The following is an 18,307-nucleotide window of genomic DNA, read 5'->3' on the forward strand; positions in this document are numbered from 1 at the left end:
ATTTTGTTTATCCTTTATGAAAACTTATCGTGTCGCTGTTCTTGCTGGAGATGGTATAGGTCCAGAATTGGTCCGAGTCACTATTCCAATTCTACGATTAGCTTCCTATCTGTACGGTTTTGAACTCATTTTTGAAGAAGCCTTAGTGGGAGGGACGGCTATAGAAGCAACGGGTAAAGCCCTGCCACCTGAAACCTTGGAAATCTGTAAGCGATCGCAAGCCATTTTTTTTGGTGCAGTAGGAGGAAAACAATGGGAAAGTCTGCCGCCAGAAAAACAACCTGAGCGAGCTGCCTTGCTTCCCCTACGAAAAACTTTTTCGCTTTTTGCCAACCTCAGGCCAGTTACCTGTTATCCAGAACTCATCGAGGCTTCCCCCCTTAAACCGGAAATAGCCTCTGGGGTAGACCTGCTCATCGTAAGAGAACTGACAGGGGGAATTTATTTTGGTCAGCCCAAAGGAAGAGTTTTAACTGAGCAAGGGGAACGAGCAATCGACACCCTTGTTTATGATACTTCCGAAATTGAAAGAGTGGCCACAGTCGCCTTCGAAATCGCTTTACGGAGAAAAAAGAGTTTGACCCTTATTGACAAAGCCAATGTTTTGGAATCGAGTTTGTTATGGAGAAAGACCGTCAAGGAAATTGCCAAAAACTATCCTGAGGTCGAGCTGAAGTTTATGTATGTAGACAACGCGGCCATGCAGCTTGTATTAAAACCCACGCAGTTCGATGTCCTACTTTGCGAAAACCTTTTTGGAGACATCCTTAGTGATGAGGCTGCGGGCATTGCTGGAAGCCTTGGGCTTTTAGCCAGTGCTTCCATTGGATCCACCAAATTCGGCTTATACGAGCCTGCCGGAGGATCCGCTCCTGACATTGCTGGCAAAGGAATAGCTAATCCTATTGCACAAATATTGTCCGGAGCGCTGATGTTCGAATACAGTTTTCAGGAAGAAGAAGCTGCCCAAGCTATAAAAGATGCTATAAGAGACGTTCTAAAAGATGGGTATCGAACGATGGACATTGCGAAAGGCTCCTCTACGTATTGTACGACCGAAGAGTTCGCTGAAAAAGTAGCTCAGAAGCTTGAAGCAAATTTCAAGAAGAAAAAACAGCAAGAGAGCTGAAGAAAAAAATCTTAAAATGCAGTTTTTTTTATAATAAGTATAGTATTTAGACCAATTATTTATACGAATATGCCGCTTTCAGCTTTTGATTCCACTGCCAGTATTGAAGATGAGGTAAATCAAAAAATCCTTTCGGTCTCAGAAGACCGACTGCAGGGATTTATTGCAGATCCTTTTAGGGAAATTGCCCATTTGACAAACCTACCCCTTGCTCTGGTCTTAGAAAGAATCCGTTTGATGTTTTCTGTTGGAACCATCCGGCGCATCCGGCTAACTCTTTTAGCTAATGATTTAGCCCCTGGTGCCTTAGTGGCTTGGAAAATACCCGAGGATAGTCTACACGCAGCTTTTGACTTTTTGTTTCAAAAAGATCCATTCAGTGGCCATGTCGTGATTCGTTCCACAGATCCAGCGGCGGCAGGTGCCCGGTACCGACTATGGAGCACCTTAAAAGTCCCCCAAGGCTTTTCTATTCAAACCCATTGCGAACTACTCAAAGGTCTTATCGGTGCTGAAGACTACAGGATCATGCCCGCCAAAGGAATCTTTACTTTAGGGGTGGGACATATCCGCCGAAAAACGATTCTTCCTGGATCCAAATCGCCAAGGGCAGCGGTCATGCATCCGGTTGCCATCAAAACGCTTAGTGAAAAACAGTGGCTTGTGCTGAAATCCTTGAAAGAAGAATTGACTTTGGAAGAAATTGACGAGGGATTATGGGAAAAAAGAGCAAGCAAAATAGGGATGAGTAGCCAGGAATTTTTTTCAATAGCCAAAGAGCTTGAACAAATTGGGATTTTAGGACGGTTTTCTACCTTTTTGGAACATGTGAAACCCTTGTATGACGGGAAAAAAGTGACGAAGTTTAATGCCCTTTTCCACTGGGCTGTTCCACAAGGCATGGAAAGGGAAGCGGGTGGTCAAATCGGAAGATTTGAAATTCTTACTCATTGCTATTGGAGGGAAGCAGGCAGTGAATTTAAAAACGTCAATATCATGGCTGTAGCCCATGGAAAGGACAAGGGGCTGTTGGAATCCCACAAAAAAGCGATCGACGAACATTTAGAGTCGGTCGGTATCCCAGTTTCCTATACGAACATTTTTTGGGGAGGAAGAAGCGAAATTAAACCTTCAGAAATTTTCCCCGAGGCTTACAAAGAATGGCTCCAAAAGATGGGTTTAGATTCAAGCGTAATATCAAATTTCTGATCAGGCGTGCTATTCCATCCTTTAACCGATGGAAAGGACGGTTTATTGAGCAAATTCAGGATTTGCATTTTGATCTTGCTCCGTTCAGGGACACAATTAAAAACTATTCGAAAGAAAAGTTTCAAATTGATTTCAAAGCAGGCATCAATGTGGCCCTCTTATCCATCCCACAGGGAATGGCTTATGCTCTCATTGCTGGGTTGCCTGTCCAGTATGGACTTTATGCTTGTGCTATCTCCTCTTTGCTTGGCCCTCTGTTTCAAAGCTCCCGCTACGTCGTACTTGGTCCCACCAATGCCACCTCAGTCCTTTTGTTTAGTACCTATTTAAACATCCAGAAGCAAGTAGACAAACTCTCTACCCTACCCTTTGTATTGCTTTTTGTGGGAATCATTTTGATCCTCGTCAGCCTTTTTAGAATGGCAGGCCTCACTCAATACGTCTCCAGAACGGTTATTGTTGGATATATTACCGGGGCCTCTTTCCTTATTATTGCGGGTCAGCTGCACCGAGTGATGGGGTTTGAGCTTTCGGAAGCCTATACGTTTTTCGATATTGTCGTGCAAACATTGAGCCGACTGCATCTCATCCAATGGCCTTCTGTGGCTATTGGTATCTGCTCGCTTGGCTGTTGGTGGTGGCTTAAAAAGCGGTTTCCAAAACTCCCAGCTATTGCCCTTAGCCTTGTTTTGATGAGCTTTCTAGGCACCTTGATGCGTTCTTTGCATCTCCCAATTGAATTCCTAAAACCTATTCCCATGGCCACCTGGCCAATCACGCTCCCAACGATGAATTTTCACTGGTTTTCAACCCTAGCCAGCATGTCTTTTGCCCTCGCTTTTTTTGCTGCCGTAGAAGGCACAGGCATTGCCAGATCGCTTGCCAATAGGTCCGGAGAACCTTTAGAACTAAACCGAGATCTGTTCGCTCAGGGGATTGCGAACATCGGATGCAGCTTCTTTAGTGGTATGCCTGTATCAGGCTCCTTAACACGATCCGCATTAAACTGGGCAAGCAAACCGGCCACCCAGCTTGCCAATTTATGGAGCGGTATCCTCATGTCAGTAGCCCTGCTATTCGGAGGTCCGCTTCTAGGCTATATTCCCATTCCAGCTCTTTCGGCCCTCGTCATTAGCGCTGGACTGTCCCTTATCAATCCGAATGAAATCAAAATTGCGCTGACAGCTACGCGATTCGATTTTACGGTCTTTGTTGTCACCTTCATCGGCGCACTCCTTACTCCACTGGATTTTGCCATCGGCCTTGGTATTGGAGCTTCCATTCTGTTTTTTCTCAAACAAGCTGGGGAACCCTTTTTTGTCGAATACACTTTTGATACCGAACAGGGGGATCTAAGAGAAAAGATAAAAGGGGAAACGACCGTTCATCCTGATATTTCTATCATCCATATCGAAGGAGAACTCTTTTTTGGAGTTTCAGAACTTTTTAGAACCCAGATCAATAAGATCCTTGCTCTAAATCCAAAAATACGAGTGGTCATTTTGAGAATGCGGAATGCCCATCACCTGGATGCTACCAATGCTATGGCTTTAGAAGAATTGCATCATTGGCTCACCGAACAGGGGAAGTTTCTATTGATCAGTGGGGTGATTCGTCCTGTTTTCCGCGTCTTGAGAAACTCTGGGGTCTTAGATCGAATCGGTAGAAAAAATGTGTTCCCACTGATTCCTACCCAACCCAATCTTTCGACTCGCCAGGCCCTCATCAGGGCTCAAGAACTTTTGGGCAAAAAGGAGAGTGAAGTCAAAATTTTCTTCGAAAAACTCCCTAAAAAATGATCCTCTTTTTTTGCCCCATGCGATCCAATAGCAGCAACAGATCCCACACGCAGTAGCCTAGGGAGGACTAGCTGGCTTAAGCCGCTACTCCTTTTGCACCTCTCTAGGCCTAAACGGCTGGGTTGATCGCACCCATGGTCAAAAAAAAAGCGTTTTAGCTAGAGGGCTTGATTCTAGCAAAAAATCTTTTCCCGCATCTTAAAACAGCATCTGGTTGGATCTCAACGGACTGGTGGATATCGGTAACCTTCTTGCCTTGATAAGAGACTCCACCCTGAGTGATCAATCTTCTGGCTTCTGATTTGCTTTTTACTGCTCCCACAGCCACTAATAGCTCTACAATCGGCATCTGTTTTTGAGAGAAGCAAAACTCAGGCATCTCTTCGGGAAGTTCTTTCTTGGAAAATACTCGCTCAAATTCCGTTCTGGCTTTGATGGCTTCTTCCTTCCCATAAAAAAGAGTCACAATTTTTTCTGCCAGCCTTTTCTTTTCTTCCATCGGATTAGCAAGGGGATCTACTTCTTCTCCGAAAAGAACCAGAAACCATCTTTTCATTAGACTGTCTGAAATGCTCATGGTTTTACCAAAGATTTCCTTCGGAGGCTCCGTAATCCCGATATCGTTTCCTAAAGACTTACTCATTTTTCTTGAGCCATCCAAGCCCTCCAAAATAGGAAGAGTTATCACCACTTGGGGATTCTGGCCTTCTTCCTTTTGAAAATCTCTTCCTAGCAACATATTGAAGAGCTGATCCCTTCCACCAATTTCAATATCAGCCTTCACCATGACCGAATCCCAAGCCTGCAAGAGCGGATAAAATAGTTCATGAAGGAAGATGGATTGATCAGCAGTGAACCGGTCATGAAAATCCTGCCTGTGCAGAAGCTGATTGACCGTCACTCTTCTTCCTAGGCCGAGCAGTTCTTCGGCGGATAGGCGCCCAAACCAGCTGCCGTTCCAAAAAATTTCCGTGCGCTCTTTATCAAGGATTTTGAAAGCCTGCTCAGTATAGGTTTGGGCATTCTTAAGGATCTGTTCCTTGGGCACCAGCGGCCTTGTAGTGTTTCTTCCGCTTGGGTCACCAATCGAAGCAGTAAAATCACCAATCACTAGAAGCACTTGATGGCCTAAGTCTTGAAATTGCCTGAGCTTCAACAAGGAAAGGGCATGACCAAGATGAAGATTGGCTGAGGTTGGATCCACGCCAAACTTGATCCGCAACTTTTTTCCGCTACTAAGGAGCTTGTCTAGCTCTTCTTCTGAAATGACCTGTTCGGTACCTCTAGTCAATATCTTTAAAAGAGGGTGCATCGCTCAATGGTGACCTCCATGGCCTTTCGTTCAAAAAGATAGGAACCTAGCTTTCTCTTAGGAGATTTTATCCCTGGGTGGAATCTTTTTTTTCGGATTTTGCCCCAGTGACGATGATGCGCCTGCCCATAACCTCTATTCTATTGAGAATAGTCACAGCTTTGCGAGCGGAATCAAGATCTGCCATTTCTACAAACCCAAAACCTTTGGTACGATTCGTCCTTCTATCTCGGATAATCTCCACATTTTTTATTGGTCCGACTTTGGCAAAAATCTCAAACAGATCGCTATCGGTTAAATTATAAGGAAGATTCCCCACGTAGAGCTTGGTGGAAGTAACCAGCTCTTCGATAGACTGTGTAGGAGGTGGAGTCTGCTCTTCTTTTTGTTCTTCTAGGCTCTCAGCAACTGTTTTTGTTTCGGTAGGCTCAGTGCTTTGATCCGCGGTAGCCTTCGGTGACCATTCCTGATAGGTCGCTACCTGCTCTTTAGATTTAGCCACAGTCGCTTTGCTTAGTGCCTTTGCGTCTGTATAAGACTTCTCTGGAACTTTCCTATCTTCGGTTTTTGTCTCCTCCTTTTTATCCGTTCGTTTTGTAAGAGCAACAGATTTGGTCGGGTGCGAACCAAAAAGATTTCCAAAATAGGAGGAAATCTTTTCTTTTAAACTCTTCCAAAAAGAAGTTTTGACTTTTTTTGTCTCTTCGGAACGTAAGGCATACCGATTTTTTCTGGAATATCTTCGAGAAGAATCTTTTCTGTAAGTACTTCTTAATTGACGATCTTTCATTGTTGTTTCCTTTCTTAAGGAATCCAGCAGTTGGATGAGGATAATTATTGGCTGCGGATGGTTCCCTTCTTTTTATTTGAGAAAAAGCAAATGAGAATAACCGTTTTGTGTAAACACCTTTGCACACGGCTAAAATAAAGAATAGTCCCAAGAAAAAAAAGAGAGAAGGCCTATTATGGTCTTTCCTGCGCGTGGGCACAGGAAAAAACGCATTCTCTTCTAAAAGAAGGAACGTATGCGGGTGAATTATTCCTTCCCTTTCATCCATACTGGATTCACATTGTATTGAATTGCCCTTCAATCTTATACCTTCTTTTTTGGCTATTGTACCTGTTTTTAGCCACCAACTAAGTGATAACATTCCGTTCACTAACCCCCGCAGGCCTTTTGATTTATTTCCCGCTATAAAAAAATAGAATAAAATGGGATTTGTTCAAAATTTTTTCATTTAATTTTGGATTTTCATTCAAAAGTCACCTCAAGCCCTTTATTAAGGCTCCTTTTGATTTCTTAAAAAAGTGGCCACGCGTAGGCAAAAAGTCTATGTCAGGAGGCTTAATCGGCTAAAAAATATCTTCAGGAATCAAAAGAGAAAACTTAGGGACAGGGATCACAATCAGAGAACCTTCTGAATCAATGCCAAAATAAGAGCCTTCGACGACGCTAGGTCTCGAATAGAAATGATGGCTTGAATAACGGAACTTTTCTCCCATCTTCAACCTTGGATAAGTCCCAACAATCCCCATGCCTTCAATTACCGTTTTTTCACCTAAGTCGTTGGTCACTATCCATTTTCTACCTTTTAAGAGCACTGTTTTGGGACTAAAATTCAGAATCGAAATATAATAAAAACAGACATAAAGATAATTGGAAGAATGGCTTTTGGAGCGTTCATATTCGAGATGTTCAATAATTACTTTGATCTCATTGACTTTTAAAAATTCTTCCATTTGAATCTTTATTTGTTTTTCTTTGTATCCATTTTATCTTATTTCTAGGATCTAACAAGATGATTGGCGTACTTATTATTGGTGGATCAGATTGCAGTTGCGGAGCGGGCATACAAGGCGATTTAAAAACTGTTACTAACCTTGGAGCTTACGGAACAACCATTGTCACCAGCGTTGTTGCCGAGCATCCTGGCCGCGTTGAAGCCTTATATCCCCTCCCCTTTTCGATTATTGAATCTCAGTTTCATTCCATTCTAGACTTTTTTCCGATCTCAGCAATCAAAATTGGGATGCTTTATAAAAAAGAACTCCCAGAAAAAATTGCGGAATTAATCCAAAAATTTAGCATTAAAGCTCCCATAGTCATTGATCCGGTGCTAGCTGCCGGAAACGGAGATCCCCTTGCCGAACCTGGAATGGAAGAAGAACTGCCTAAAAACCTTTTTCCCTTAGCCACACTCGTCACTCCCAACATAGAAGAAGCCGAGATACTGAGCGGTTTTATAATTGAAGGTCCAGAAGACTTACCTATAGTAGCTCAAGATTTGGCTGAACAGTACAACACCTCCTTCATGATCAAAGGTGGGCATCTCCAAGGGAAAACGACACTCGATGTGCTCCACCACAATGGCAAAACCTACTCGTTTGAATTGCCGCGGATTTTTTCTGCCAATCCCCATGGAACGGGCTGTTCTATGGCTTCTATGATTGCTGTTTTTCTTGCCCAAGGCTTAGAAGTACCTAACGCGGTAGAAAAAGCCAAACACACCCTCTATGAAAAAATAAAAAGAGAAATCCAAATCGGTCCCTTTTATTTTTTGCCTCCACAATGAGGTTTTTAGGAAACTTCCGGTTAATCTCCTAACCGAAGGACAATCTTGCCGAAATGCTTGCCACTTTCTAAGCGCAGAAATGCCTCCTTGTATTGAGAAAAAGGAAAGACGGTATCGATTAAGGGTTTAATTCCCAATGTGGTAATGGCTCTATTCATCGCCTCGAACATCAGCCGATTCCCGACATAGATCCCATGGATTTTTGCTTGTCTCATAAGAAGAGATACCACATCAATCTGGGCTTTTAATCCAACCAAAATCCCAATCGAACAGATCATCCCCCCATGTTTGACAGCCTTAATGCTTTCCTCCAAATCCCCACCCAGTACGTCGATCAGTACGTCGGCACCTCTTCCCTCCGTCAGCTCCCGGACTTTTCTATGCCAATTCTTCTCCCTGGTGATATTTATGCCCTCCTTGGCTCCCAGTCCTTTGGCTTTTTCTATTTTTTCGTCACTCCGTGATAGAAAGATCACTTGAGCCCCACAGGCCATCGCAAATTGCAGAGAAAAAAGGCTTACGCCTCCACTGCCCTGTACCACGACAGTTTGCCCAGGAGAGACGGCCGCTTCTTCTACAACCCCATTCCAGGCTGTCAGTGCTGCACAAGGGAGCGTAGCCGCTTCTTCAAAACTAAGATTTTTAGGAATCGGTAGCGCCCCCTCTTCTTTCAAAAAGATATATTCGGCAAGGGTACCATCCAGAGGACCGCCCAGCACGGATTGACCGTATTTTTTTTCGAACGGACCCGCTAGCCAGTCTTGAAAAAAAGTTCCAACAACCCTATCCCCAGGTCGAAAGGACTGGACTGCTTTGCCCACCGCCACTACTTCGCCCGCTCCATCAGAGCACGGAATCAAAGGCAAAGCTTGATCGGGGTTATACAGCCCTTTGACCATCAACAAATCCCTATAGTTCAAAGAAACTGCCCGAAGCCGCACCAGAATTTCTTTATCTTTGGGTTCCCTTGGATCAGCAAGATCCTCCATGACTAGTCCACCAAGTCCAAAAGTATAAATCCTTACTGCTTTCATTCTCTAATAAAGGCACAGGAAAGCCCTTCATATCCAGAATAAAATACTCATGCTGGCTAATCAGCAAGCCGGATCTTTCCATCCTAGGGATCAATCAAAAAAGGGAAGTTTCGGATAGAACGCTATTCAGTTCCGCTCTTCCTTTTGCACAACAAAAGCAAGCGTGTTCTAGATCTCCAAAGACTCAATTATCCCGAGTAGTTACCAGCCTTCTGTCAATAGATTAACGATCCGATTGGCCAAATCTTCTGCGACTAACGGAAGATCTTGCCTTTGGGCTTCAGGCATGTTGGTTTGAGTAAAATAGTAGGAAGAGCCGCTGACCTGAGCCCCCTTTATCGTTGCTCTGCCAAGCTTCCGATTAATTAAGGTGACCGAAGCAGTAATGATGAGCTTGTACTCAGCGGTAGTAAAAGGATCCAAAATTTCAGGCCTTAGGATAACCCTGTTGAAATCCAGAATCGTCACATCTAGTTCGGCATCCGCATCAACATTCCTAGACGTTTGCATGGTCCCATCATTGTCGATAGCCCTGATGATTTCATTGGTCACCATCGATTGTAACCCCGGAATAACCGTCTTATTTTTTACCGTCGGGACATAAATCGTCTTAATCCCCTGAATCGCAGGTCCGCCAATACTACCAAGCCGGTATCCACCTGAACATCCAACAACACCCATACAAAAGAAAAAACCCACAATCCATAGCCAAAAGGTCGCGCTTCGATGTGTCATTAAGGGGTTCCTTTCGTTTGCTGGGTTTCGGAGGAGGAGGAAGCAGCGTTCCCACTGGGGGAAGGCGCAGAAGGAGGATTGGAGGTTAAGGAAGGCAATCCCAAATCTTTAGCAACCAGTGGCCGCAGTTGGATTATTTTTTGCTCAGCAATTTTTGCCTGATCCGAGGTGGGGTTCTGTTTGATCACATCACTATAATAAATGTAGGCGGCTTTGAAATTTTTAGCCCTTTCATAATACTGGGCAATATGAAAACTGCCCAAAGTGGTCTTTCCTTTGAGTTCAGCAATATGGGCTTTAGCCGCTTCTACCTTATCCCCGGAAGGATACCGAACAATGTAATCTTCAAAACCTTCAATCGCCTTTTCCGTTGCACTCTGATCGTATTCAGAAGCCTGTGACGCGACATACCACGTATACCCAATTTCATACTGGGCATCATCCGCTAGGGAATGATTGGGATACTTATCAAGCAAACGATTAAAAGTGGCAATCGCATCAGTAAATTTTTTCTGTTTAATCCGAGTTAACCCAAGCTGAAATTCTGCCTGCGGAGCAAAACGACCATAGGGAGCCGCCCGAATAATGCTTTCAAAAATATCCGCTGCGATATCCAGCCCTGAACCCATGGGGATATTGAACAGCCGTTTGGGCTCACCGGCAAGATAAAGATTCCCAATAGCCAATTTTCTTTCTAGCGCCTGTTCGAAAAAACTGGATGAAGGATATTTCTGGATCATCCGATCGTAGGCCTTATTTGCTCCAAGAAAATCCCCCTTTTTTTCCAGACATTGTCCAATACGGAACTGTGCTTCGGGAGCAAACACGGCATAGGGCCATTTCCTGATGAGGATCCGATACGCTTTCAAGGCGTTGTCATAATCTTTGGCTTCTTCAAACTTTTTGGCTAGATTGAGCTGATCCCTTGAACTGGAAGCGGAAAGACCCGTTCCTGTACTTTCATCAACCCAGCCTTCTCCAGGTCTCCAGACCAATGGAGCATAAAGCTCAACCTTTAAAAAGAAAAAAGTCAAGAAAAAAAGGAGTAAAACTTTTCGATAACGAAAAGTGTTCATTGACTTAATCACCTTCTGCCTTTTTAATGGTTTAGCTTTTGGTCGATGGAAAAACCTTTTTGTTTATAGGAAAAAAAAATTCAAATTTTTTTTATTTAAGTAACTTTGGATTCCATGGGCGTTGTAATCATCAAAAATAAGTATTCTTTTTGTTTCCTCAAGTTATTAGACTGCAGATCTCAATAATATGTCGAAAAAAACTGGAAAAAAATTAAATAGCTTTACTCCCAGCCACCCTCCTTTACCACATGGAGCTAAAAAGAGTATTCTTTTCAAGACCAAAGCAGTTTTCAGCTCCAAAGGTCAAGGAAAAACGCAAACTAAGACCCAAATATCTGCTGCCGCGACCCAACCCTCTGCCTTTCCTCCGCTCCTTGCTTCGCTTCCAAAGACTAAGAGAAAACAGCTCTTTTTCTATCTTTTTGCAGTAGACCCACGTTCCTTACATGCCTACTGGATCATGGATCAAAATGCCTTTAGGCCTTTCGAAAAGAGTCGCTGGGTATTTCGGCTGATTAGTAATGGCTCTCAACTGGAAGCCGAACTGCCATTAGAAGAGTCCACACAGAGAATCTATTATACCAAAGCAAAACCCAACACCCGCTACCATGCTGAAATCGGGTTTTATATTCGCAGCAGCAATCATTTTATCCTCATTGCCAAATCCCCTGAAGCCCATACCCCTCCTCTTTCTTTCTCTGCAAAAAACGAAATACGACTGGCCACACTCCCCCCACAGCTCTCCTTTCAAAAGCTTATCCAAAAAGCCACAAAAAAAGGCATTAAAAAAGAGTCCATCGCTGAGGCCTTTGAGCTTCCTCCTCAGAAAATCCAACAGCTCCTCACTGAAAAAGAATCCCTGGTCCAATCCTCAGAACAAACCTCTGATCTTTTCTCTTTTCCAGATTCGATTCAAAATTTTCTCTTTCCCCACGACCCCTCCTTAGCTAGTTCGTATGCTTTTCCTATCCTCCCTTATACTCTTCTCAAAGAATCCTCTAGCTTTGAATTCTTTCCGTGGATCCAAGCCGAAGGCTTTCCTCTCCAGTTCCTTTGGCCTGCTTCTTTTGGATTTGAACCAAAAGAGGAATCGTTCCCACAGAATGAACCTCCAGAAACCAGGCATTTTCCTTTGGAACTAGAAGTTGAACTCGTTATTCGAGGCAAAACTTCCCCCAAAGCCCTCCTAAAAGTCGACAATAAAAAGATAGAACTTGCCGAAGATGGCTCTTTTGCTTATCGGTTCGATTTTGCTGATGGGATTTATGAAGTTCCCATTGAAGCCTTTGATCAAGAAAGTCAGCAGACAGAAAAGCGCGTTTTGTTCTTTTCCCGTTTCAGTCGGCCTCTGCCTGAAGCTTAATCCTTTTTTCCTTCTCCTTGACTCTTAAAGGCCGTTGGCTTACAGCTAGAGATTGTCAATGAAATCATCCCCTCTGGGCTATCTAGCCTTAGTACTGCATGCGCACCTACCCTTCGTGCGTCATCCTGAGGATGAGGAGGTTTTAGAAGAAGATTGGCTCTTTGAAGCCATCACCGAATGTTATATTCCGCTTTTGTGGATGCTCGAAGAACTCTATCAGGCAGAGATTCGCTGTAAACTCACCCTTTCCTTAAGTCCAACCCTCTGTGCAATGCTAAAGGATCCCCTGCTTATCCAGCGCTACAAACGATACCTTCTCAAACGGATTGAACTTTGCTCAAAAGAAATAGAGCGGTATGCTACAGCCGATCCTGAAAGATGGCTGCTTGCGAAATTTTATAAGGAGAGGTTTCAGAATGCCTGGAAGAGTTTTACAGAAGCGTATGCTGAAGATATGCTTGGCCAGTTTAAAAAATATCAACAACAAAGCCTTTTAGAACTGGCCACCTCTTCGGCCACACACGGGTATTTGCCGCTGCTAAAAAATCCAGAACAGGCAGTTAACGCCCAAATTTTTGTGGCTATTGAGAGTTTTTTTGACTCCTTCCAGACCTATCCTAAAGGCTTCTGGCTGCCCGAATGTGGTTATTATCCAGGAATTGAATTTTTCCTTCAATCTGCTGAAATCCGCTGGTTCGTCCTGGAAGCGCATGGCCTCCTTTTTTCTGAGCCTCGTCCGTTTCTGGGGCTTTTTGCCCCAATCTACACTCCTTATGGTCCAGCCGCCTTTGGCCGTGACTCGCTTTCAAGCAAAGAAGTATGGAGCGCTCAAGAAGGCTATCCTGGAGATCCTGTGTATAGAGAGTTCTACTGGGATTTAGGTTTTGAATCTGATCTAGAGTACATTAGGCCATACATCCTGCCTACCGGACAGAGGAAATTTACAGGCATCAAATACTACAGGATTACAGGCAAAACTGAACAAAAAGCGCTCTATAATCCCCAAAAAGCCCAGGAAAAAGCCAAAGAACACGCAGAAAATTTTATCATGAAAAGAGAAGAAGAAATTAAAAAAGCGGCACCGCTTTTTCCCCCCTACACTAAGCCAATCCTCCTTTGTCCTTTCGACTGCGAACTCTTTGGTCATTGGTGGTTCGAAGGTCCGCTTTTTTTAAAAGAACTCATAAAGAAGGCGCACCAGAGCGAAATCCTTGAGCTAACCACTCCTTTGGAATATCTCCTACGTTATCCTACCCAGCAGATATGCCGTCCAACCTATTCGTCTTGGGGACTCGAGGGATATTCCAAAATGTGGCTTAATGAAACGAATGATTTTATCTATCAGCATTTGCATGAGGCCGCTTATCTGCTGGTGGAACTCGTCAGAAAATATAAAAATGGCAATAAACCTACTGTTCGCTCTTTGAAACAGGCAGCAAGAGAGCTATTGCTTGCCCAGGCAAGCGACTGGCCCTTTTTGATTAGCAAGTCCACTGCCAAAGAATATGCCTATTTACGAGTCATTACTCATCTAAACCGCTTTTCAGAACTCAGCAAGGGATTATCCAACAAAAGGTTAATAAAAGCTTGCTTGAATACTGCGAATATACCGACAATCTTTTTCCAACCCTTAATCTCGATTATTTTAGTTGATATTTTTTCTAAGCGGCATAGGCTTTAAGAGTGGGAAAAGTTCAAAAAAAGCTTATTTTCCCTTTGCTTTTCTTCCTTTTCCTCCTCCTTTTTTCGGCACATGGTAGGATTTGTCTTCCTATTTCCAGGGTCTTCGTGGGCATGGATACCTTTGAGAAGCTCCTACGCTTTGCCAAAGAAGAAGGCTTAGCGGCCCTTCCTTTGGGTGAAAGAACCGTCCGAATCGGACTTTATCTGGTAGGCACCCCCTATCGGCATTATACCCTTGAAATAGACGATCAGATCGAATCGCCTTCGGTAAATTTCCAGGCCATGGATTGTTGGACGTTCTACGAAATCAGTTTAGCTTTCGCCCGAATGCTCCATTATGACGAAAGCTATTGGAGTCCCGAAACCCTGCTCAAACTCATTGAAATTGAAAGGTACCGGAACGGACAATGCACTGGAAGCTATCTCTCAAGGATCCATTTTTTAGAAGAACTCTTTGTAGATAATCAAAAAAGGGGTCTTTTAGTCGATAAGACCAAAAGCCTTGGCGGCGTCCCTATCCACAGGAAGGTCAGGGAAATGACAGTCGGCTGGCACCAATATCGCTACCTGCGGCACAATCCAAATCTTCTACCCGCCATGGCAAAAATAGAAGATCGGGTCTCAGCCCTTAAGGTCTATCATATCCCAAAAGCCGCTGTTCCGGCCATCGAACCAAAAATCAAAAATGGGGATATCATTGCCATTACGACACACGATCTCCACTCCTATACTTCCCATGTCGGAATTGCCTACAGGGATTCTCAAGGTATTCTTCATTTCCTCCATGCTTCTTCCACACACCATCAGGTCTATATAGATAAACGGCTTTCCGATTATTTAAATTCCATTTCGAGTGACGCCGGCATCATTGTCGTCGAACCCAAAGAGGTTCCTTTGAATTTAATCGAAACAAGCCAGTTCCCTGCTGCGGCTTTAACTCCAGTTGCGTCGACCAAAAAATCGTTTTACCCTCCGATTCAATAGGTTTTGCCCAGGGCTTTAGTTCTATCCAGTCATACACCGGTTTTTCTTCTGAATCGATTCTTTTGCCTATGGTCAAATCGTAGCGTTCATAGAAAGGAGCCTGGTTTTTTTCTGTTGAACCAAACACCACTCCTTGGCCTTCCCTTTCAAAATACCAGTCGATCAACTGGGGGTATTTGCCAAACACTCTTAAAAAAATGGCACCGTCTTTGTAAAATTCGAGGTAAGACCAACCCCTTGGACTTTGAGCCTCTCGAATCCATCCTGCCGTCCCGTTCCGAGCAATCTTAAAATTTCGACAGAGCCCAGGATACCTTAGTTCAGTTCTTTTACCACTTTTAAAGAGGAGAGTCACCACGGTAGTCTTTTTTTCAGGTTCTGTGTCATACACTTTGCCGACGATGGCAACGGGATAGTCGTCCTTAGCCTCTCCATGATGAAACACATAGGGTAGGAAATCGACATCTTCCCTAAGGAGCTGTTCCCAAGCAGTCCTCCCAAAGCTTACTTCTAGTTTATCTTCAGCCTTAATCCTTCTGCCTGTATCCAAATCAAAGACTTCCACCAGTATTTGGCCATTGAAATCCCTTGACCGAAGCCCTACGGCCATGTCTCTTAAGCCTTCGATCCGGCAAAAAAGCCAAGCTTCTATGAACGGATAGGCGCTTTTAAGTGTTAATTGGCGAGGGTTCCCTTTTTTCTTTTCTTGAACTATGAGTCGATCGCAAACATAGTCGATTCCCACCCCGACTCCTTCGTGCCGGCCTTCTACCCATCCGAACCATTCGGGAGATTCGATCGGGAGGACAGAAAGTTTATCTAGCAGATCCTTTTGCTCTTGATTCAGAGAGAGTTTTCCATGGATCCACTGAGCGGAACAAGTTGGATAGTTGCAAGGCAGAGGGATTAAATAAAGAATTAAGTCTTTCTTATTTAAATCTTTCTTGTTTTTGTTCTCCGGAGCATTTCTACCGAAAAGAGAAAAAAAAGAGGGAAAAAGAAGAAGAGACAAAAGGAGGGTATGAGCAGCCTTGAACTTGGGAAAGATAATACAAGCCAGGGCTTGCTTTTCGTAGGACAAATCCATTTTAAAATCTTCACGATCCTGAGTTTATAAAACCATTTATTGAAAAATAGATTTTTTTATTAGCTCAGAATCGAGAAATTTTTCGTTTGGTCAACAAGAAACCCACCCAAAAAGAGCTTAGCGACTAAGAAAATAAAGGAAAATTCTCTGATGCAAGGCGTCAAAGATTTTTTGGAAAGCTTCTTTTTGTTTGCCTATGTCCCCTTCAACAGCTGCCGGATCTGGCAAATCCCAATGTTCAATAATCGCTTTTTTAGGAAAAAGTGGACAGGCCTCTTTTGCAGCACTAGAACAAACCGTCACCACGTAATCGATCGCAGGGGCATTGGCTTGCAAAAACTCAGTCAATGGTTTACTTCGTAGCCCATCGATGGAAATTCCATGGAATTGGAGCGTTTCCAAAGCAAGAGGATGCACTAGTCCTTTTGGCCTGCTCCCCGCACTATAGGCATGGAAACGGCCTCCACTATAATGATTTAAAATGGCCTCCGCCATGATCGATCGGGCCGAATTGCCCGTGCACAAAAACAAAACATGCAATGGGAGCATCATCAGCAGGTCTGCCTTTCAGTTGAAAGTGGACTTTTTCCTTGTTCTTTTGTTTTACAGAAAAATTGAATCACCGATTCCACATCTTTGCCGCAACAGTCTTCAAGCAAATAACCGATTAACTCAGCGATCTTTCCAAAATCAGCACGATAGACAATCTGCCTGCCTTTCTGGGTGGCCTCAACAAGCGTCGAATTTTTTAAATGATGCAAATGAAAGGAAAGAGTCGTTAAAGGCACTTGCAGTTTTTCAGCCAGCTCCCCAGGACAACTCCCCTTGGAGCCAGCTATAAGCAGCTTGAAGATCTCAATCCGAGTTTTATGCGCCAGCGCATTTAAAATCAAAAGAGCCGTCTTATTATCCATATCGAATAGTTACAACGAATGATATTTTTATTCTATTGGAACTGTTGTAATATTCAATCCTAAATGTTACTAAAAACGACAGAAAAGCAAAAAAAACGGAGGATCACAAACTAAGTAAAAAAAAGAAAAAATATATTTCCATATTTTTAGAATAATGGTTAATGTATTTTCTATGAAATCGGAAGTTTCTATGAAATCGGAAGTCATGGAGGAAAAGCCCTTAGAGCAAAAAGGGGGATTGGGTTTTTTGAGAAGTATTTAACGCTTTGGGTAGCCCTGTGTATAGGCGCTGGGATCGGATTAGGGAAATTGTTCCCAGGCCTTTTTCAGCTCCTTGGAAGCATAGAACTCATGCACGTGAATTTGGTCGTCGGCTTTTTTGTTTGGCTGATGATTATCCCCATGCTAATGAAGATCGATTTTAGTGTGCTTCACCGAGTAAGAACCCATAGCCGAGGCATGCTCGTAACCTTGCTTGTCAACTGGGCTATTAAACCCTTTTCCATGGCTTTTTTCGGCTGGCTTTTTTTGAAAAAAATCTTTTTCCAGTTCCTTCCCCCGATCAACTCGATTCGTACCTAGCAGGACTAATTTTATTGGCCGCAGCCCCCTGCACAGCAATGGTGTTTGTTTGGAGCCATCTTTGCCTCGGTGATCCTTACTTTACCCTCTGCCAGGTCGCTCTTAATGATACCATCATGGTGTTTGCTTTCGCACCCATCGTTGGATTGCTCCTTGGTGTTTCTTCCCTCCACGTGCCCTGGGGCACTTTATTGCTCTCTGTCCTCTTTTATATCCTCATCCCCCTTCTCTTTAGTCAATGGCTCCGTGCAAGGATCCTTAAAGAGGGAGGGAAACAAAAGCTCGATAGGGTACTCCAACTGCTCCATACCCCTACCCTCTTTGCCCTGCTGGCTACTCTTATCTTGCTATTCGGCTTTCAAGGAAAAGTCATTCTGCAAAACCCTTTTGTCATTCTGCTCCTTGCTATTCCTATCTTGGTGCAGGTCTATTTCAACTCGGCCTTAGCTTATATACTCAACCGGAAGTTTAAAGTGGCTCACTGTGCTGCGGGTCCCTCGGCTCTGATTGGAGCCAGTAATTTTTTTGAGCTTGCCGTGGCCACCGCCATCAGTCTTTATGGACTAGACTCTGGAGCAGCACTAGCGACTGTTGTCGGCGTGCTCATCGAAGTTCCCGTCATGCTTTCTGTTGTGGCAATCGTTAAAAAAACCCAAGGATGGTACACCAAAGGCTGATCTGTTGGGTTTTAACTTTTCTATGAGTTTTTTAAAAAGCATGAAAAGCCTGGCACAAGATCTTTCCCGTTTCCTTTCTTTACTCTAGGCTATATTTTTTAAAAAGAGAGAGAAAGAAAGATCTAGTCCTTCCTTCTTTTGGTTAACACT

At 43.7% G+C, this 18,307-nt stretch carries 16 protein-coding genes and 1 pseudogene; 8 read left to right on the plus strand and 9 right to left on the minus strand.

The window, feature by feature from the left end; genetic code table 11:
- Positions 1 to 16 precede the first annotated feature (16 nt).
- The 3 genes from leuB (at position 17) to kam1_RS07540 (ending at position 4,137) form a co-directional block, all read left to right on the plus strand.
- The gene (gene leuB, locus kam1_RS07530; protein WP_039720509.1) at positions 17 to 1,129 is read left to right on the plus strand and encodes a 3-isopropylmalate dehydrogenase; all 1,113 of its coding nucleotides are present in this window, start codon (positions 17 to 19) and stop codon (positions 1,127 to 1,129) included.
- A 69-nt stretch (positions 1,130 to 1,198) separates the two neighbouring features.
- Positions 1,199 to 2,338, plus strand: a complete 1,140-nt coding sequence (locus kam1_RS07535) for a hypothetical protein (protein ID WP_039720508.1) — start codon at positions 1,199 to 1,201, stop codon at positions 2,336 to 2,338.
- Positions 2,290 to 4,137, plus strand: a complete 1,848-nt coding sequence (locus kam1_RS07540; protein WP_039720507.1) for a SulP family inorganic anion transporter — start codon at positions 2,290 to 2,292, stop codon at positions 4,135 to 4,137. Before kam1_RS07535 ends, kam1_RS07540 begins: the two co-directional genes overlap by 49 nt.
- 154 nt (positions 4,138 to 4,291) lie before the next feature.
- On the opposite strand, the gene tyrS is transcribed toward kam1_RS07540, so the two are convergent.
- From tyrS to kam1_RS07555, 3 genes are all read right to left on the minus strand, one after another.
- Positions 4,292 to 5,449 (minus strand): tyrosine--tRNA ligase, encoded by a 1,158-nt coding sequence (tyrS, locus tag kam1_RS07545; protein ID WP_039720506.1) that lies wholly within the window; start codon positions 5,447 to 5,449, stop codon positions 4,292 to 4,294.
- Positions 5,450 to 5,516: 67 nt separating this feature from the next.
- Positions 5,517 to 6,239: an RNA-binding protein gene (locus tag kam1_RS10740; RefSeq protein ID WP_235276602.1), complete on the minus strand. Its 723-nt coding sequence runs from the start codon at positions 6,237 to 6,239 to the stop codon at positions 5,517 to 5,519.
- A gap of 563 nt (positions 6,240 to 6,802) precedes the next feature.
- Positions 6,803 to 7,189: an ApaG domain-containing protein gene (locus kam1_RS07555; RefSeq protein WP_039720505.1), complete on the minus strand. Its 387-nt coding sequence runs from the start codon at positions 7,187 to 7,189 to the stop codon at positions 6,803 to 6,805.
- A gap of 59 nt (positions 7,190 to 7,248) precedes the next feature.
- Between kam1_RS07555 and thiD the strand changes: the two genes are divergently transcribed.
- Positions 7,249 to 8,022 carry a bifunctional hydroxymethylpyrimidine kinase/phosphomethylpyrimidine kinase gene (gene thiD / locus kam1_RS07560; RefSeq protein ID WP_039720504.1) on the plus strand — a complete coding sequence of 258 codons (774 nt, stop codon included), beginning with the start codon at positions 7,249 to 7,251 and terminating at the stop codon, positions 8,020 to 8,022.
- 20 nt (positions 8,023 to 8,042) lie between these two features.
- Here the strand turns inward: thiD and kam1_RS07565 are convergent, their stop codons facing one another.
- The 3 genes from kam1_RS07565 to bamD form a co-directional block, all read right to left on the minus strand.
- A complete protein-coding gene (locus kam1_RS07565; protein ID WP_039720503.1) occupies positions 8,043 to 9,056 on the minus strand; it encodes a zinc-dependent alcohol dehydrogenase family protein in 1,014 nt (337 codons plus the stop codon).
- A gap of 201 nt (positions 9,057 to 9,257) precedes the next feature.
- Positions 9,258 to 9,791, minus strand: coding sequence for an LptE family protein (locus kam1_RS07570; RefSeq protein WP_039720502.1), 534 nt, complete (start codon positions 9,789 to 9,791; stop codon positions 9,258 to 9,260).
- On the minus strand, positions 9,791 to 10,867 hold the full coding sequence (gene bamD, locus kam1_RS07575) for an outer membrane protein assembly factor BamD (protein WP_039720501.1): 1,077 nt from the start codon (positions 10,865 to 10,867) through the stop codon (positions 9,791 to 9,793). The genes kam1_RS07570 and bamD overlap by 1 nt, the downstream gene beginning before the upstream one ends.
- 187 nt (positions 10,868 to 11,054) lie before the next feature.
- Here bamD and kam1_RS07580 point away from each other — a divergent pair, with 187 nt between their 5' ends.
- From kam1_RS07580 to kam1_RS07590, 3 genes are all read left to right on the plus strand, one after another.
- Positions 11,055 to 12,230, plus strand: coding sequence for a DUF4912 domain-containing protein (locus kam1_RS07580; RefSeq protein WP_039720500.1), 1,176 nt, complete (start codon positions 11,055 to 11,057; stop codon positions 12,228 to 12,230).
- Positions 12,231 to 12,288: 58 nt separating this feature from the next.
- Complete coding sequence (locus tag kam1_RS07585) at positions 12,289 to 13,911, plus strand: glycoside hydrolase family 57 protein (protein ID WP_244946020.1); 1,623 nt, start codon at positions 12,289 to 12,291, stop codon at positions 13,909 to 13,911.
- A gap of 113 nt (positions 13,912 to 14,024) precedes the next feature.
- Positions 14,025 to 14,897 carry an N-acetylmuramoyl-L-alanine amidase-like domain-containing protein gene (locus tag kam1_RS07590; protein WP_235276600.1) on the plus strand — a complete coding sequence of 291 codons (873 nt, stop codon included), beginning with the start codon at positions 14,025 to 14,027 and terminating at the stop codon, positions 14,895 to 14,897.
- Here the strand turns inward: kam1_RS07590 and kam1_RS07595 are convergent.
- The 3 genes from kam1_RS07595 to kam1_RS07605 all read right to left on the minus strand — a co-directional run bounded on the left by kam1_RS07595 (position 14,779) and on the right by kam1_RS07605 (position 16,898).
- Positions 14,779 to 15,984, minus strand: coding sequence for a hypothetical protein (locus kam1_RS07595; RefSeq protein ID WP_039720498.1), 1,206 nt, complete (start codon positions 15,982 to 15,984; stop codon positions 14,779 to 14,781). The two genes, kam1_RS07590 and kam1_RS07595, sit on opposite strands and share 119 nt — an antisense overlap.
- Positions 15,985 to 16,101: 117 nt before the next feature.
- On the minus strand, positions 16,102 to 16,536 hold the full coding sequence (locus kam1_RS07600; protein WP_039720497.1) for an arsenate reductase ArsC: 435 nt from the start codon (positions 16,534 to 16,536) through the stop codon (positions 16,102 to 16,104).
- Positions 16,536 to 16,898, minus strand: coding sequence for an ArsR/SmtB family transcription factor (locus kam1_RS07605; RefSeq protein WP_039720496.1), 363 nt, complete (start codon positions 16,896 to 16,898; stop codon positions 16,536 to 16,538). The genes kam1_RS07600 and kam1_RS07605 overlap by 1 nt, the downstream gene beginning before the upstream one ends.
- Positions 16,899 to 17,135: 237 nt before the next feature.
- Here kam1_RS07605 and arsB point away from each other — a divergent pair.
- Positions 17,136 to 18,157 (plus strand): annotated as a pseudogene (gene arsB / locus kam1_RS11280) (ACR3 family arsenite efflux transporter).
- Positions 18,158 to 18,307: the final 150 nt, after the last annotated feature.

The sequence above is a fragment of the Methylacidiphilum kamchatkense Kam1 genome, from assembly GCF_007475525.1.
Classification (GTDB): Bacteria; Verrucomicrobiota; Verrucomicrobiia; order Methylacidiphilales; family Methylacidiphilaceae; genus Methylacidiphilum; species Methylacidiphilum kamchatkense.

Coding starts and splice junctions, on each gene's coding strand:
- leuB (WP_039720509.1), top strand. CDS start 17: ATGAAAACTTATCGTGTCGCTGTTCTTGCTGGAGATGGTATAGGTCCA.
- kam1_RS07535 (WP_039720508.1), top strand. CDS start 1,199: ATGCCGCTTTCAGCTTTTGATTCCACTGCCAGTATTGAAGATGAGGTA.
- kam1_RS07540 (WP_039720507.1), top strand. CDS start 2,290: ATGGCTCCAAAAGATGGGTTTAGATTCAAGCGTAATATCAAATTTCTG.
- tyrS (WP_039720506.1), bottom strand. CDS start 5,449: ATGCACCCTCTTTTAAAGATATTGACTAGAGGTACCGAACAGGTCATT.
- kam1_RS10740 (WP_235276602.1), bottom strand. CDS start 6,239: ATGAAAGATCGTCAATTAAGAAGTACTTACAGAAAAGATTCTTCTCGA.
- kam1_RS07555 (WP_039720505.1), bottom strand. CDS start 7,189: ATGGAAGAATTTTTAAAAGTCAATGAGATCAAAGTAATTATTGAACAT.
- thiD (WP_039720504.1), top strand. CDS start 7,249: ATGATTGGCGTACTTATTATTGGTGGATCAGATTGCAGTTGCGGAGCG.
- kam1_RS07565 (WP_039720503.1), bottom strand. CDS start 9,056: ATGAAAGCAGTAAGGATTTATACTTTTGGACTTGGTGGACTAGTCATG.
- kam1_RS07570 (WP_039720502.1), bottom strand. CDS start 9,791: ATGACACATCGAAGCGCGACCTTTTGGCTATGGATTGTGGGTTTTTTC.
- bamD (WP_039720501.1), bottom strand. CDS start 10,867: ATGAACACTTTTCGTTATCGAAAAGTTTTACTCCTTTTTTTCTTGACT.
- kam1_RS07580 (WP_039720500.1), top strand. CDS start 11,055: ATGTCGAAAAAAACTGGAAAAAAATTAAATAGCTTTACTCCCAGCCAC.
- kam1_RS07585 (WP_244946020.1), top strand. CDS start 12,289: ATGAAATCATCCCCTCTGGGCTATCTAGCCTTAGTACTGCATGCGCAC.
- kam1_RS07590 (WP_235276600.1), top strand. CDS start 14,025: ATGGATACCTTTGAGAAGCTCCTACGCTTTGCCAAAGAAGAAGGCTTA.
- kam1_RS07595 (WP_039720498.1), bottom strand. CDS start 15,984: ATGGATTTGTCCTACGAAAAGCAAGCCCTGGCTTGTATTATCTTTCCC.
- kam1_RS07600 (WP_039720497.1), bottom strand. CDS start 16,536: ATGATGCTCCCATTGCATGTTTTGTTTTTGTGCACGGGCAATTCGGCC.
- kam1_RS07605 (WP_039720496.1), bottom strand. CDS start 16,898: ATGGATAATAAGACGGCTCTTTTGATTTTAAATGCGCTGGCGCATAAA.